Below are 15394 nucleotides of genomic sequence, written 5' to 3'. Positions count from 1 at the left end.
GCTTAGGATAGACTCTTTCGTAACAATGTGAAGGACAATGTAAACAGTGACTGATAATACGGCAGAGTTGGCGTACCAAGCTCAGGTACAACGCGACCTGCCGCGCAACTTCGTCGTTCATCTTGTGCATGGCATGCTCGGCCAAACCGGCTTCAGGCTGGTCAACACACCTACGTTCGTCCCCGCCTACATACTGTTGCTATCCGGGGGGTCAGACTTTGCTGTCGGGCTGGCGCTGGCATTACAAGCCTTGGGCAGTACCCTAACGCCGATGATCAGCGCCAACCTGGTGGGCCACCGCCAACGCGTGCTGCCGATGGGCATCGTTACCGGCGGCGCCATGCGCTTATGCGTCCTCGCCCTCGCGCTTGCTGGCTTCTTCCTCCCTCAGAATGTGGCTTTGTACGCAGTCATTGCCAGTTTGGGTCTGTTTGGTCTGTTCGCTGGCATGCAGATAGTGGTATTTCAGACCTTACTGGCGAAAGTCATCCCCGTATCCAATCGCGGCAAGTTGACCGGTTTGCGCAATTTTCTGGCGGGCATAACCACCGCCCTGGTCGCCTGGTACGGCGGCCACTACCTGCTGGGCGAGCCACCTAGCGTCATTGGCTACAGCTGGATTTTCCTGATTTCCTTTGGCCTCACCAGCGCTGGTTTGCTGTTTCTGGCGCTGGTTCGGGAACCGGTGCCACCTACGGTCGCCGCCCGTCAGCGACTCTGGCAACAAATCGGCTCAGTGCCACACTTTCTGCGTCAGGACCCCCAGTTTCGCCACTATGTTGTTGCTCGGGCATTAACCACTATGGGCCGCATGGCACTGCCCTTTTATATCCTTTATGCCGGCGCGAGCATTGGTTTGTCAGGGCAAACACTGGCTGTATTGACCATCGCCTTCACGCTGGCGGCCACCCTGTCCAATTTGGTCTGGGGCGCTCTCGCCGATCGCAGCGGGTTCCGCGTGGTATTCCTTGGTTCAGTACTGCTGTGGATTGCGGCGACACTGGCTTTGCTGCTATCACGAGAATACTGGGCGGTGATTGTGGTTTTTGTGGGCATAGGCGCTGCTCAGGAAGGGTTTCGCATCGCCGCCATGAATATGACGCTCGAATTTGGTCATCGCGATCAATTGCCGCTGCGGTTGGGTATTGCCAATTCCAGTGCTGAAGCTGCTGGCGCACTGGCGCCGCTGCTGGGCGGCATTCTCGCCACCCTGCTGGGCTATGAATCGGTGTTTCTAGCGGCTACCGCTTTTCTTAGCGCCGGTGCACTGCTGCTCATACTGCGCGTGCCTGAGCCGCGCCAACGACACTAGTCGACTAACGCGGGATAAATCAGCGACTGCAATTGGCCCCGGAAATTGAAAGTACCTGAAGGGACCAGCTGGGTCATGAAGACCATGACAAGCTCTTCGGCCGGGTCCACCCAGAACAACGTACTGGCCATGCCGCCCCAGAAATACTCGCCCACCGAGCCCAGTGACCCATTACTTACCGGGTCGACCTTCTGGGCAAAACCCAAGCCAAAGCCTACGCCTTCATAGCTGGTCTCACTAAAGCTGCCACGGGCAAAGGCAGACATGTCCTGACCGCCGGGCAGATGATTGCGGGTCATGAACTCTACAGTGCGAGGCCCTAACAAACGCTGCCCATCCAGCTCTCCTCCGTTGAGGAGCATCTGACAAAAGCGGTAGTAGTCGCTGACCGTTGACAACAGCCCACCACCGCCAGAATAAAAACTGACATCTTGATAACTGCTATCGCCGGCATCATCCTGCAGCACCAACTGCTTGTTGAAATCCCTCTCATAGCAACTGGAAAAGCGATCTACCTTGTCTGGCGCAATACTGAAACTGGTATCAACCATGCCCAAGGGTCCAAACACATGTTCCTGTAAATAGTCCGGATAGCTCTGCCCCGAAATAACTTCCACCAGGTACCCCAACACATCAGTCGCGACTGAGTAGTTCCAGGCCGAGCCAGGCTCAAATTCCAGCGGCAACTGCGCCAGCTCATCAACCATATTTTGCAGCGTATAACCTGCCCGTGGGTGCTGAACCTCCAGCTCTCTATAGGCACGGTCGACGTTGGTTGCCCGCAGAAAACTATAGGTCAGACCAGAGGTATGCATCAGCAGGTCACGAATCGTCATCGGCTTACGGCAAGGCTCGGTGGCCATTAGCGGGTAAGTGCCGGTCTTATAAACGGCCAAATTACGCCACTGCGGAATATAGCGATGCACCGGATCTGATAGCGAGAACTTGCCCTGTTCATACAACATCATCAGCGCCACCGAGGTCACCGGCTTACTCATGGAATAGATCCGGAAAATAGCGTCAGCGGACATCGGCTTGTCACGCTCCAGGTCCATCGAACCCTCGGCCTCCAGATAACAAACTTCTCCACGACGCGCTATCAGCGTCAGACTTCCGGCGATTTTGCCCTTATCCACATACGCGTTGCGCAGGTGCGAACCAATACGTTGCAGTTGCTTTGGGCACATTCCTACTTTAACGGGATCAACAATATTCAAGTGAGTGGGGCTCCCCTCGGGTACTTGTTAGTTTTCCGGCAGGGTAAGTCCCCTGCCGTCAGCGAGTCACCTTACACAGACTGACCGCGAGTAATCAAGCCACGCTGCTAAGATGTGTGCACAGTGCGGGCACCACCTCGGCCTCAAACCAGGGGTTTCGTCGTAACCAGTGCCGATTGCGCGGCGATGGGTGCGGTAGGGGCCAGTAACGGGGCGCAAAGTCACGCCAGCGTTGAACGCGGGCTGTCAGGTTCTCTTTGCTTCTGCCCAGATAATACTGCTGAGCATAGCTGCCGATCAGCAGTACGGTTTGCACCTTCGGCATGTGCGCCAGCAACGGCTCATGCCAGGTCTGCGAACACAGCGGTGGTGGCGGTAAATCTCCAGAAGCACCCTTACCCGGATAGCAAAAGGCCATGGGCATAATCGCAATCTCTGCAGTGTCATAAAACTGCGACTTATCCATCTGCAGCCAGTCACGCAGTCGGTCGCCGCTGGGATCATCCCAGGGCACACCGCTGGCATGCACCCGAGTACCGGGAGCCTGGCCAATAATCAGCAGTCTAGCCGTGGCGCTGGCGCGCACTACCGGATTGGGTCCCAACGGTAACTCGCAGCGTTCACAGCCACGAATGTCGTCCAGCAATTCAATCAGCGGAATCATAGGCGCCTTGGGCTAAAAAACTAGAAACGCCGGGTCTGCGAAGGCAACTCGCCAAACAACCTTCGGTAATCGGCGGCAAATTTGCTCATGTGCCAAAAACCCTGATCAGCAGCTATGTCGATAATCGGACGCGTCTCAGCGCCGTCCAGCAGCGTGTTTCTAACACTGCACATTCTGACAGCTGTTAAATACTGCTTGGGGCTCACCCCAAAATGCTCGCGAAATGCGCGCTCTAGCGTACTCAGGCTACAGCAGGCTTGTTGACACAATTGTGAGATAGAGATTACCTGCCCCTCAGTAGCGTGAATATATTCCAGTGCTCTTTTCAAGGCTCGGGCGCGTGAGCTGCTGTGAATATAGAAAGACTGTTCTCCGCTGCCCCAGGCTTTTAGTAGTAGTAATGGCAAGTCCGCTTGTAACTCTTCCCAAACCGCTGTTTTAGCCATCGTGGAGATTGTCGCGTCAGTGATAATGGACATAGTCGAGCGTATTGTACTTCGTAATTGAGCCAGTTGGCCGGGCGGCGGAGTGACCAGAACACCCAGCATTGCCTCAAGACCAGTCTGCCCGCATCGGTCAAACAGTGCCACTGTGTCCATTAAAAGTGTGGTTTCGATCGCTATGGTATAGGCAGAGAAACCGGACTGACTGACGGCATCGAGACCACCAACCGGATGAAAACAGGTGAGTGACTCAGATGGTAAAGGCCTGCGGCCGATACGCCCCGGCGCTTGAGGCCCTGTGGGTATTCCAAACGTGACGCACCCTTCAGGGGCTACCGCTAGCTGATGCACGCGATTATTGAACGCTATTTGCATGACCCCGACAGTGCAGCCCTGCAGCGCTACTGCTTCGACAGGCTCTGCGCCGCGATCGAGCTGACGGAATTCAGCCTGCCAGCCTAGCGTAGTCAGGACAGAAGACAAATCTACGGCTGATGGGGCAGTAATGCGTTGGCATAACACGTTCACAAGACTTGTCTCCAGCGACTGATAAGCCATTCTGACGGAAAAGTGATATATTTGACTAGCCTGTTTGGTAAATACTTGACTGTTATTTGGTATCTTGCCAGAACGAGATGCGCTCGCTCGCTTACCGACTACCTTTGGGCACCGGCTGCCTCAAATCACAAACTTAGAATATGCATAGAATACTCAATAATGGAGAACCGCAATAACACCAGACATCTGGGGTCACGACTCAAACTGACAGAAAAACTTATGCTCGTTATAAGTGCATGCACATTCAGCGTTAGTGCCCTGGCCGCCAAGCCTATTGTTCACGACGGTGAATACTATTTTGTCGAGGCACAATATCGCGACCAGTGGGCAGCGCAGGACAAGACTATCGACAAAAAACTGGCCCAGCTACGCGAGGCGAATGGCGGCCAGCGCCCTAATATTTTGTATGTTCTTATCGATGACGTTAGTTTCGGCCAAATGGGCAAGCCTGCACTCAACGACGTAATGGGCATTAGCACCCCGCGAATCAATGATTTTGCGCGTCAGGGTATGTCTCTTAATCGCATGTACACAGAACCTTCCTGCACGCCGACCCGCGCCGCATTGCTCACCGGGCGTCACCCGGTACGCACCGGTATCAAGGAAGTCAAAGTTGCCTTAGTCGGCGAAGGTCTGGCCTCCAACGAAGTCACTATTGCCGAGGTGCTGAAAAAGGCTGGCTATAACACAGCCCATATCGGTAAGTGGCACCAGGGCGATATTGAGGAAGCATTCCCACACAATCAGGGCTTTGACTACGCGGCCTTCCCTGCTCATCAGCAGGTACAGTTAGCCTTGATGTCACCCGAATCAGCCAAGGCCAACAATATGCTGGGATGGTGGCATGGCACCCAAAACGGTGAAATGGCGTTGGACATGAAGTTTAAACCCAGCGGTCTGGTGACTGGCCTCGAAGCCCGCAGTGGCGGCCTGGCAAGAGAGGTTGACCTTAAGCCCGGCGAGGTATGGACACAGGCACACTATGAGCGCATGAATGAGCGTTACCAAAGACAGACCCTGGAACAGCTCGGAGATCTGGCGGGCAAGGACGAACCTTTCTTTCTGCAGTACTGGCCCTTATACCCGCTGAACTTTGTGCACAATGGAGAAGCGCAGTCCCGCAATGGCGGTTTCATGGCAGACAAGCTCGAGGTTCTCGACGCCTGGTTTGGCGAGATCTTGGATGAAGTGGATAAACTCGGCATTGCCGACAATACGCTGGTGGTGTTTATGGCTGACAACGGGCTGATGTACCACTATGAGGGCACCTCCGGAATGAGCCAGCTGATCTATCGCGGCGGCAAGACCAATCACCTGGAGGGAGGGGTGCGCGTCGACGCATATGCGCGCTGGCCTGGCGCTATTGCTGAGGACAGCAAAGCGGCAGATATCGTCCACGTCTCGGACTTGTTTACGACTTTCGCACGCATCGCGCAGGCAGATAAATACATACCAAGAGACCGCGTGATCGACGGCGTGGACCAGACCGCATTATTGCTCGAAGGCGAAAAAAATGGCCGGCGCGACTGGGTCTACATCTACGAGAACGAAATATTGAAGTCGATCGTTAAGCAAGAGTGGAAAATGCATCTGCCAACACCTGGCATGCCTGCAGCAGCGGCGGGAGTCTACAACATCTACCGTGATCCCCGAGAACAGCACCCTCTCATCGGTCACTCACTGTGGTCTGGCGCAAGCTTTCAAGATATGGCCAAGCGCCACGGCATGACCATTGCCAAGTACCCGCACAATAAGTTGGGTAAAGGTAAGCCCTATGAAGGTATCGAGAATCTGCGTCCTGAGAGCTTGGAAACAGTTGAAACCTTTATGTCTTGGCATTGATGCATATAGCGTGGCCTCGAGTATCAGGCCTTCTGTTGGTCAGACTCACTATTGCTACCGCAATGGTCCTGACCAACAGCGCCACGTGGTCTGAAGAAAACCCCTCTAATCCGCTTTCAAAGGGTAAAAATACCGACCTTCGTATCCAGCATTTCGATCTAAAGGGGGGCAACCAGTACACTGACTTCATTGCCGACGGCGCCTTTATGGCAACTGAGAAGCTCAAGGTTAAGTACGAGCTGCACTACGCAAATACAGATGTGACTGGCAAGAGTGAACAGGATTTCAACACCTTTCACCTCAAGGGCATCTATTTCCCAAAAGAGGGAGTGCTGGGATCCACGCCCTATCGCCTGGCCGTTGGCCTTGAGTGGATAACCAGCTTTGATAATGCCGACAAGGGTATTGGCATTAATGCTGATGTACTTTCTCCGTTTGCCGGCATTGCACTACAGGTCAGCAAGGATTTAATGCTGATACCGCTGGTGCAACACTATACGGAATACAGCGGTGATGATGTTGAGGTGACAGCTGGCCGCCTCATTGGTTTATGGAGTCTGGATAATGGATATTGGGGTAAGCTCGACGCCAAAGCACCCTATGACTGGGACTCAGAGACCCTACCCGCCTCCGCCGAAGTGCAGTTCGGGCGTATGCTAAGCCCGAGTTTTGGGCTCTATGTAGAGGGACTAGTGGGGGTGGGTGATGATCGCTCTTACGATTGGGGTGCAGGTTTAGGGTTCAGGTTCGTTTACTAGCTCGCGATTTCCTCCCGCAGATCAATCAGCGGTATCATAGCGGCTCAAAGCTACGCGGACACTATGTTGTGCAACTGAACTACCTTATCCGGGGCGCTGGCGACCCGATTATTCTGATTCACGGCCTGTTTGGCTCAGCCTCTAATCTCGGAATCGTGGCGCGTGCGCTGGCGCCTCATTACAGCACTTACTCGCTGGACGTGCGCAATCACGGCAAGTCGCCTCACTGCGACACCATGAGTTATCGCGAAATGGCCGCCGACATTATCGACTTTCTGGACAGCCAGGGTATCGGGCAGTGTCCATTGCTGGGGCATTCAATGGGCGGCAAAATTGCCATGCAGGTTGCTCTGGACTACCCCGATCGGGTCTCACGCCTGATTATCGCAGACGTCGCGCCGGTGGATTACCCTCCCCACCATCAGGACACACTGGCCGGGCTTGCTGCCGTCGCCGCAGCCACTGTTACCTCCCGACATCAGGCCGATGCCATACTGGCGGAGTCCGTCACCGAACCCGGAGTACGCGCATTCCTATTGAAGAGTCTGGAACGAGGAGAAGACGGGACTTTTCATTGGCTCCTCAATCGCGAGGCATTAACCTCAAACTACAAACAACTGGGCGCCGCCAATCAAGGTAAAAGTTTCACTGGACCGGTATTGTTTATCAAAGGCGGTGATTCAAACTACATCACGGATGAGCATCAGCCCGCAGTCGCAGAGTTGTTCCCCAACGCTCAACTCAAGATTATTGAAGGCACCGGCCACTGGCTGCATGCGGAAAAACCGGATCTATTCAATAAAGTGGTGTTGCGCTTCCTGCTTGGGTAAAATCCCCCACCTTAATTTTCTTCCAGACTGGTCTCTTCCATGCACACAGCGCCGCTCACCGAGCTCGAAAACTCTGCTGATTTCGTCCAACGTCATATTGGCCCCAATCCGGAGCAGCAGGCAGCAATGGCGCGCGAGCTAGGCTATGCCGATCTGGATGCACTGATTAACGATACCGTACCGGCAGCGATACGGCTCAAACACCCGATGGCGCTGGAAGGGGCGAGTTCAGAGCAGCAAGTCATTGCGCGACTGCGCAGCATAGCCGCCAAGAATCAGGTCTTTCGCAGCCACATCGGCTGTGGTTACCACAACACCTACACGCCACCAGTGATTCAGCGCAATGTGCTGGAAAACCCTGGCTGGTACACGGCCTACACTCCCTATCAGCCGGAAATCTCTCAGGGTCGTCTCGAAGGTCTGCTCAACTACCAACAGATGATCATGGATTTGACCGGCATGGAACTGGCCAACGCCTCCATGCTCGACGAAGGTACCGCTGCGGCTGAAGCCATGACGCTGTGTCAGCGCGTCAACAAGAAAAACCGTAGTAACGTCTTTATCGTCGATGAAAACTGCCATCCACAGACACTGGCCGTGGTGAAAACACGCGCCCAGCCGCTGGAAATTGAAGTCGTTGTGGGTGATCCCGCCAGCCTGCTGGGCCACACCGAAGCCTTTGGCGCCCTACTCCAATATCCTGCCAGCTGTGGTCAGATTAATGACCCTGAGCCGCTCATAACAGCCGCTCATGCAGCCCAAACACTGGTCACTGTGGCCGCAGATATCATGTCCCTGTTGGTTATCAAATCGCCTGGCGCACTTGGCGCCGACGTGGTGGTGGGCAATACCCAGCGTTTTGGCGTGCCGATGGGCTTTGGCGGTCCACACGCCGCCTTCTTTGCCACCCGCGATGCCTATAAGCGCTCCACTCCGGGTCGCATAATAGGTGTCTCTATTGACCGCGCTGGAAATCAGGCCTTGCGTATGGCGATGCAGACCCGGGAGCAACATATACGCCGTGAGAAAGCGACCAGCAACATCTGCACCTCGCAGGCACTGCTAGCCATTATGGCCGCCTTCTATGCTATGTATCATGGCCCACAAGGGCTGCGGCAAATAGCTGAACGCATTCATCGCCTGTCACAAATACTGGCTCAGGGACTGACAACGGCCGGCTTCAAACAGCTCAACAGCGCCTGGTTCGATACCTTGCTGATCGATGTCGGCGACCGGCAGGCGGAAATCCTGCAGCGGGCAGAGGCTGCACGGCTCAATTTACGCGTGGTGGGAACCGACCGCCTTGCCATCAGCATTGACGAGACCACCGGCCGCAGCGACATTGAATCGCTCTGGCAGGTTTTCAGCGGTGAGGATACCGTCGCCACGGTCGAGGAGCTGGACGCCGAACTACAGGGAACAAGCGCTATTCCCGCTGCGCTCAGTCGCGACGTCGACTACTTACAACATCCGGTATTCAGCCTCTACCACTCCGAAACGGAGATGCTGCGGTACATGCGCCGCCTGGAAGACAAAGACATCGCGCTCAATCGCGCCATGATCCCGCTGGGTTCATGCACAATGAAACTCAATGCCACCACCGAGATGTTGGCGGTAACCTGGCCCGAATTTGCCAATATGCACCCGTTTGCACCTTCATCCCAGACTGCCGGTTACACCCAGTTGCTGCAGGAGTTGGAGCACATGCTGCTGGAGTGCACTGGATACGACGCCATGTCCATGCAACCCAACGCCGGATCTCAGGGTGAATATGCGGGCTTACTGGCCATTAAACGTTACCACGAGAGCCGGAACGACGCGCAACGTAATATCTGCCTCATTCCCAGTTCAGCCCACGGCACCAATCCTGCCAGTGCTGCGCTAGCTGGCATGAAGGTGGTCATAGTCGAGTGCGATAGCGCCGGAAATATCGACTTGGTCGACCTGAAACTCAAGACCGAACGCCATAGCGGCGAGCTGGCCGCCATTATGATCACTTACCCCTCTACTCACGGTGTGTTTGAAGAATCTGTCATTGATATCTGTGACCTGATCCATAGTCACGGTGGCCAGGTCTACGTGGATGGTGCCAATCTGAACGCCCTGGTGGGACTGGCTGCGCCGGGCAAATTTGGCGCCGACGTCTCCCACTTAAACCTGCACAAGACCTTTTGCATTCCCCACGGCGGCGGTGGCCCTGGCATGGGCCCTATAGGCGTCGGTGCGCACCTGGAGCCGTTTCTACCGCAACACCCTCTCGAGCCCGGAGACCAACAAAGCACTACCCACGATGTTGTGTCCAGCGCACCTTTTGGCAGCGCATCCATTTTACCCATCTCTTGGGCCTACGTTGCCCTGATGGGCGGCGAGGGCCTGACACTGGCTAGCGAAGTGGCCATTCTGAGTGCCAACTACATTGCCCACCGACTCAAGGATCACTACCCGATTCTTTATACCGGCAGCAATGGCAGAGTTGCCCATGAATGTATTATTGATATCAGGCCGCTAAAAGAAAGTAGCGGTATTAGCGAGGAAGACGTAGCCAAACGCCTGATCGACTTTGGCTTCCACGCACCAACTATGTCGTTTCCAGTAGCAGGAACGCTGATGGTCGAGCCCACCGAGAGCGAATCGCGCTGGGAGCTGGACCGTTTCTGCGATGCCTTAATTGCTATACGTGAAGAAATTCGCGATGTGGAAGAAGGCCGCTTAGACGCCACTGACAATCCACTGAAAAACTCGCCACATTTACTGCAAGAGATCGTCGCCGACAGCTGGCCTCACAGCTACAGCAGAGACGCTGCCGCCTATCCGCTGGAGAGTCTACGTCAAAGCAAATACTGGGCGCCGGTAAGTCGTATCGATAATGTTTACGGGGACCGTAATCTTTACTGTGCGTGTCCGGCGATTGACAGTTACCGCGAAACACCGACAGCAGACAGCGCCGTTGCCGAAAGCTAGCTGGCAGCTGCCTCAGGCTCCGCAGGCCGGCGCCACACCATAACGCGGTTACGTCCGCTTTCCTTGGACTCGTAAAGCGCCTGGTCGGCTCGGTCTACCAGTGCATCGGCGCTTTCCGCAGAGTCAGCGGTGCTGGTAACACCGAAGCTGGAGGTTATCTTCTGATCTATGCGACTGTCACACAACCAGACTTTTTCCTGAATTTCATGCCGCAAGCGCTCCCCGATACGGGCTGCCTGGGCACTGTCGGTAGCGGGTAGCAAAACACAGAATTCTTCACCACCATAACGCCCCACGACTTCCGCGCCACGCATTCCATCTTCAAGGATACGACCCACTTCCTTAATGACATCATCGCCTACCCCGTGACCGTAGGTGTCGTTAACAGCCTTGAAAAAATCAATGTCCATCATAATGACTGAAAGCTCACTGCCTGAACGTTCCGCCTCGCTAAACTCCGCATAAGCACGCTCAAAAAATGCTCTGCGGTTGAAGCAGCCGGTGAGAGAATCACGTTCCGCCAAAACCTTGAGCTCCTCATTCTTACGATTGACCTCATCTCGAGACTGCTGCAGTTCGCCCACCATATCGCTAAGCTGCACGTTCTTCTTGACGATTTCAGTAACGTCGTCGAATGTTGCCAACGCTCCCTGAGGCTTGCTTTTCTCATCCTGCACCGGCGAACTATTCACCTGAAACGTCAGCACTGTGCCATCGGCCATTTTCAATTGCATTTGCTGATCTAGCTGGCTTTCACCGGTTTGCATCGCCAATTCCCACGGTACGGTTTGCTCCGCTTCAAGGTTCCAGCCCAATTGGGCCAAACGTTTACCCAACAGTTGTCTGGAATTAGCATTGATTTTTTCAGTAAACGCTGCGTTCGCCAGCACGATCTGACCCTTGGAATCGACCACCACGACGCCCTCCGTCAACACATCCAACGCTGATTTGACGCGATCAGGAATAACGGCGCCGGGGTCAAGGTGTTTGAGTGTTCGCTTCATAAAAAACGCGTAAGCAAAAAATCCAGCCACACTTATGTATAGCGCAAGCATAACAAAAGGCGACAGATAACGATCCACCGTACTAACCGGCGCCGCATCTGCGAAGCGAACTTCAACAGTTCCCCAACGTTGATTATTCTTGAAGATAGGCACCTGAGTGTGCGTCATGGTGGACTTCCCTGGCGCCACGTCTGCCCAGCGCTCGCGATGATTACCCGACTCCGCCTGCAATTTACCGTCTTCTGTGCGCAGCGCTGCTGACGAGATTTCACCATCACGCAAAACCAGGTTCTGCAAGGTCAGATCAATGGTTTCAATATCGTCGCTGGCAACCAGTGCGGAGAATTGCACGGCCAGTGATTCACACAGCCGCTGTCTTGACTCCATAGTCGCGCGCAGCACATCGCTCCTGTTACCGAAGAATAAGTCTCCGGTCAGAAATATGCTCAATGTCAACAACGCCAGACTTAAGCTGATTCTGGCTATTGGCGACAAACCTTTCAAGAGTCTCGACCTTCCATCAAACTACTCTGTCCCTTGTAGGCACTATTGTCGAGTAAATATGTCGCAGCTTCTTCCTGCTCTGCGTCCAGCTTATTCTGCTCGGTAAGCTCTTCAAAATCTTCTTCCTGCTTATCGTGATTGGTCAGCACTACAGGCAGTGGATCAAACCGTGCCCAAGTGGGCACCGAGGCAGCAACACTCGCCAACAGCGGGCCGGCGCGCAGCAACCAAGCTAAGTAGCCGGCAGAAAGCGTTACTCCTGCCATACGCGCGGAGCCGCCCATCAGTAGTTCATTACTATATTGCTCCGCCAAGGAAGACTCGAGTTGCTCGCGCATATCGTCCAGCGCAAACAGCAGCGTTTCGGCTGCAGTCTGCGGCTCACTCTGCGCCTGTTGCTGTGCAGCCAAGGTATAGTCGGCAGTATCAGCGAAGGTATTACGGCTAGTATCCAACATTCTTATCAACGCAGAATCACCACGAGTTTGCAATGTGCTAGCCGCCCTCACTTCTCGCTCGGGACCGCTAACCGTTACATCTGCTTCCACCGCGACGGACACCCGCTGTATTTGCGTCGGCTCGCTGCGAATAAAATCAGCATCATTGTCCAATGCAGGTGCTACCGGGTCAGCCACCGGCGTATCTTCAAATATGCCACCTTTACGGTTGTACTCCTCTAGCGGTGGATTCTGAACTTCAATGGAGGTAAAACCTTTATCTAGCATATCAAGGTCGACCACCGGCAGTGGGTCACCTAGACCGCGTGGGCCGGTAAACACCTCAATCTGCGTGTCCTGCACTTCTATCTGAATACCAAAAGTATCGACTGCGCTGGTATTTCCCTGACCGTCGGTGACTGTAAAGTCGAAACTATCGAACTCAGTGCCAACTTCGGTATGTATATAGACCACTTCACCGCTGTCTATCTCGGCCTGAGTAAATTGGGTTATAGCCGTATCAGGGGCATCACTACGGGCCAGAAAACCACTGCTTGCGGCTGAGGTCACGTTATAACTAATACTGTCTGTGCGCTGTTCCGAGTCGGTGTAGCGCAATTCTGTAATAGACAGTCCATCAATCGAGCCTGTTGCCAGATTACTGCCTGTATTTGCCTCCAACTCAGGAGCAGTATCATCCACAGCGGTTATCTGCACGGTACTGGTCCCTATCACCATGCCAATACCGCCAGTTCCCTGCGCCCCGCTGTTCCCATCGTCAAATTGCCATTCGACCTGGACCTGCGTGGCGGGCATATCGTTGCTATTGCTATAAGTAAGCTTCTGCACAATGTCGTTAACATCCACGCTGGTAGGTACTTCACCGTTAGCGTCGCTAAAGCGCAGCGTAACCTGCCCGTTAATGCTGGTATCAAAGTCCGCAATCACCGCGCCGGCCTTGAGCAAACTGTCCCCTACTCGGGTAATATCGCTGCTATCGGCGAAGCCAAACACATCGTCTGAATTAACACCGCCCAGCCGCTGTAGCACTAGGGAAGCTCCGTCATAATTACCAGCGCCACCACCAAGGCTATCAAGCTCAAGGTCTTGCACTTGCATGTCCGCGTCCAGAACGACCGCAGGCTGGTTCTCGATAAAAGCAGTAATGGCGTCCAGTCCAATGAAGGTAGGCGCTTCGTTCACCGAACCAATGGTAACAATTTGAGACTGGGTATCAGCCATTACCAGGCCTGTACCCTGCAAACCGCCATTGCCGTCATCAAAGCTCCAATCAATCTGCACTGCAGCCGGTGGCAAGTTACTCGCATTAGCATAGGTCAATTGCTGTGCGATGGCGTTGACGTCTGCCGTCGTCGGTGTTTCACCGTTAACGTTGGTAAAAGTAATGGTTAACTGGCCCGGACTGGAGATATCGAAGTCAGCGATGGCTTGCCCACTCTTGATCAAACTGCCGCCGATCAGGGCGATCTCGCTGCTATCCGCGAAACCAAAGATGTCATCGCTATGGGCCGCACCACTGCGCACCAGAGTAAGACTGGAGCCAGAATAGTCGCCAATTATATCGAGTTCTTTATCAGCAATAACAACATCACTGTCGAGCACGATGGCATTGCTATTTTCAACGTAGTTGATCGTAGTCAATCCAGACACTGTCGGTGCCTCGTTAACTGACTCGATAGTAACCGTCAGAGTACCGCCGGATGCCAGCATGTTGCCAAGTCCCTGCAGACCAAGGTTTCCATCGTTAAAATCCCAGTCGATATCGACACTGGTGGGCGGTAGGTCGTTACTATTGCTGTAAGTAATCTGTCGCTGGATAGCATTGACGTCAGCCGTGGTTGGTATCTCACCGTCGACACTGACATAGGTAATAGTCAGTTCGCCTGCTACGCTCGTATCAAAGTTCGCAATCACATCGCCATTCTTGACCAGATTGCCGCTAGACAATGTGATGTCATTGCCATCGACAAAGCCAAACACATCGTCGGAATTAGCCGCCAGGTTGCGGGCCAGTGTCAGGCTCGCGCCCGAGTAATCGCCGGCGCCGCCGTTCAAGGCATCCAGCTCGACGTCTGCAATCGTTACGTTATTGTCCAGTACAATCGCCGGTTGATCTTCGACATAAGTCGGCGTGGCATCCACACCCGTCAGTGTCGGGTTCTCGTTGATCGAAGTAATGTTCACCGTCATGGAACCGCTGGCACCCAGTGCGCCACCAGTGCCTTGCGCCGTGCCATTGCCATCGTTCAGATCCCAGTTGATCTGCACACTGGCTGGCGGCAAGTCGTTGGTGTTGCTGTACGTTAACTGTTGGGCAATCGCGTTCACATCCGCCGTGGTTGCCACAGCAGTAGCGGGACTGGTGAAAGTAATGGTCAGCTCACCCGCCACACTGGTATCAAAGCTGGCGATGATATCGCCGCCCTTGAGCAGGTTGCCGCCGCTGAGGCTGATACCGCTACCGGCTGTGAAGCCAAATACGTCGTCGGGGTTAACCGCAATATTGCGTGCCAGCGTCAAACTAGCGCCGGTGTAGTCACCGGCGCCGCCGTTCAGCGCATCCAGTTCAACATCCGCAATAGTGACCGTGCTATCCAGCACGATCGCCGGTTGATCCTCGACATAAGTCGGTGTGGCATTTACGCCGGTCAGGGTTGGATTCTCATTCACCGAAGTAATGCTGACGGTCATGGAACCGCTGGCGCTCAAAGCACCACCGGTGCCTTGCGCCGTACCGTTGCCATCGCTCAGATCCCAGTTGATCTGCACACTGGCTGGCGGCAGGTCGTTGGTGTTGCTGTACGTCAGTTGTTGCGCAATCGCGTTTACATCCGCGGTGGTCG

At 54.4% G+C, this 15394-nt stretch carries 10 protein-coding genes; 5 read left to right on the top strand and 5 right to left on the bottom strand.

What is annotated here, in order from left to right:
* The first annotated feature begins 46 nt into the window (after window positions 1-46).
* Window positions 47-1312: an MFS transporter gene (locus tag EYC98_RS08440; protein WP_279244909.1), complete on the top strand. Its 1266-nt coding sequence runs from the start codon at window positions 47-49 to the stop codon at window positions 1310-1312.
* Here the strand turns inward: EYC98_RS08440 and EYC98_RS08435 are convergent.
* From EYC98_RS08435 to EYC98_RS08425, 3 genes are all read right to left on the bottom strand, one after another.
* Window positions 1309-2529: a serine hydrolase domain-containing protein gene (locus EYC98_RS08435; protein WP_279244908.1), complete on the bottom strand. Its 1221-nt coding sequence runs from the start codon at window positions 2527-2529 to the stop codon at window positions 1309-1311. The genes EYC98_RS08440 and EYC98_RS08435 overlap by 4 nt on opposite strands.
* A gap of 94 nt (window positions 2530-2623) precedes the next feature.
* On the bottom strand, window positions 2624-3193 hold the full coding sequence (locus tag EYC98_RS08430; protein ID WP_279244907.1) for a uracil-DNA glycosylase family protein: 570 nt from the start codon (window positions 3191-3193) through the stop codon (window positions 2624-2626).
* A gap of 20 nt (window positions 3194-3213) precedes the next feature.
* Window positions 3214-4164 carry a helix-turn-helix domain-containing protein gene (locus tag EYC98_RS08425; RefSeq protein ID WP_279244906.1) on the bottom strand — a complete coding sequence of 317 codons (951 nt, stop codon included), beginning with the start codon at window positions 4162-4164 and terminating at the stop codon, window positions 3214-3216.
* A gap of 249 nt (window positions 4165-4413) precedes the next feature.
* Here EYC98_RS08425 and EYC98_RS08420 point away from each other — a divergent pair, with 249 nt between their 5' ends.
* The 4 genes from EYC98_RS08420 (at window position 4414) to gcvP (ending at window position 10585) form a co-directional block, all read left to right on the top strand.
* The gene (locus EYC98_RS08420) at window positions 4414-6036 is read left to right on the top strand and encodes a sulfatase-like hydrolase/transferase (protein ID WP_279244905.1); all 1623 of its coding nucleotides are present in this window, start codon (window positions 4414-4416) and stop codon (window positions 6034-6036) included.
* 35 nt (window positions 6037-6071) lie between these two features.
* Entirely contained in the window at window positions 6072-6794 is a 723-nt protein-coding gene (locus EYC98_RS08415) for a hypothetical protein (protein ID WP_279244904.1), read from the top strand.
* Between the two features lie 68 nt (window positions 6795-6862).
* Window positions 6863-7624, top strand: coding sequence for an alpha/beta fold hydrolase (locus EYC98_RS08410; RefSeq protein WP_279244903.1), 762 nt, complete (start codon window positions 6863-6865; stop codon window positions 7622-7624).
* A gap of 39 nt (window positions 7625-7663) precedes the next feature.
* A complete protein-coding gene (gene gcvP / locus EYC98_RS08405) occupies window positions 7664-10585 on the top strand; it encodes an aminomethyl-transferring glycine dehydrogenase (protein ID WP_279244902.1) in 2922 nt (973 codons plus the stop codon).
* Here gcvP and EYC98_RS08400 read toward each other — a convergent pair.
* Both EYC98_RS08400 and EYC98_RS08395 read right to left on the bottom strand, forming a co-directional pair.
* A complete protein-coding gene (locus tag EYC98_RS08400; RefSeq protein WP_279244901.1) occupies window positions 10582-12039 on the bottom strand; it encodes a sensor domain-containing diguanylate cyclase in 1458 nt (485 codons plus the stop codon). The genes gcvP and EYC98_RS08400 overlap by 4 nt on opposite strands.
* Before the next feature lie 50 nt (window positions 12040-12089).
* The coding region (locus EYC98_RS08395; protein ID WP_279244900.1) for a cadherin-like domain-containing protein at window positions 12090-15394 on the bottom strand (3305 nt) is incomplete at its 5' end.

Origin of the sequence: Candidatus Litorirhabdus singularis (assembly GCF_026262625.1) — a bacterium.
Classification (GTDB): domain Bacteria; phylum Pseudomonadota; class Gammaproteobacteria; order Pseudomonadales; family Halieaceae; genus Litorirhabdus; species Litorirhabdus singularis.
Note: the sequence above shows the minus strand (reverse complement) of the source record. Positions and strands in the feature narration are given on the sequence as shown.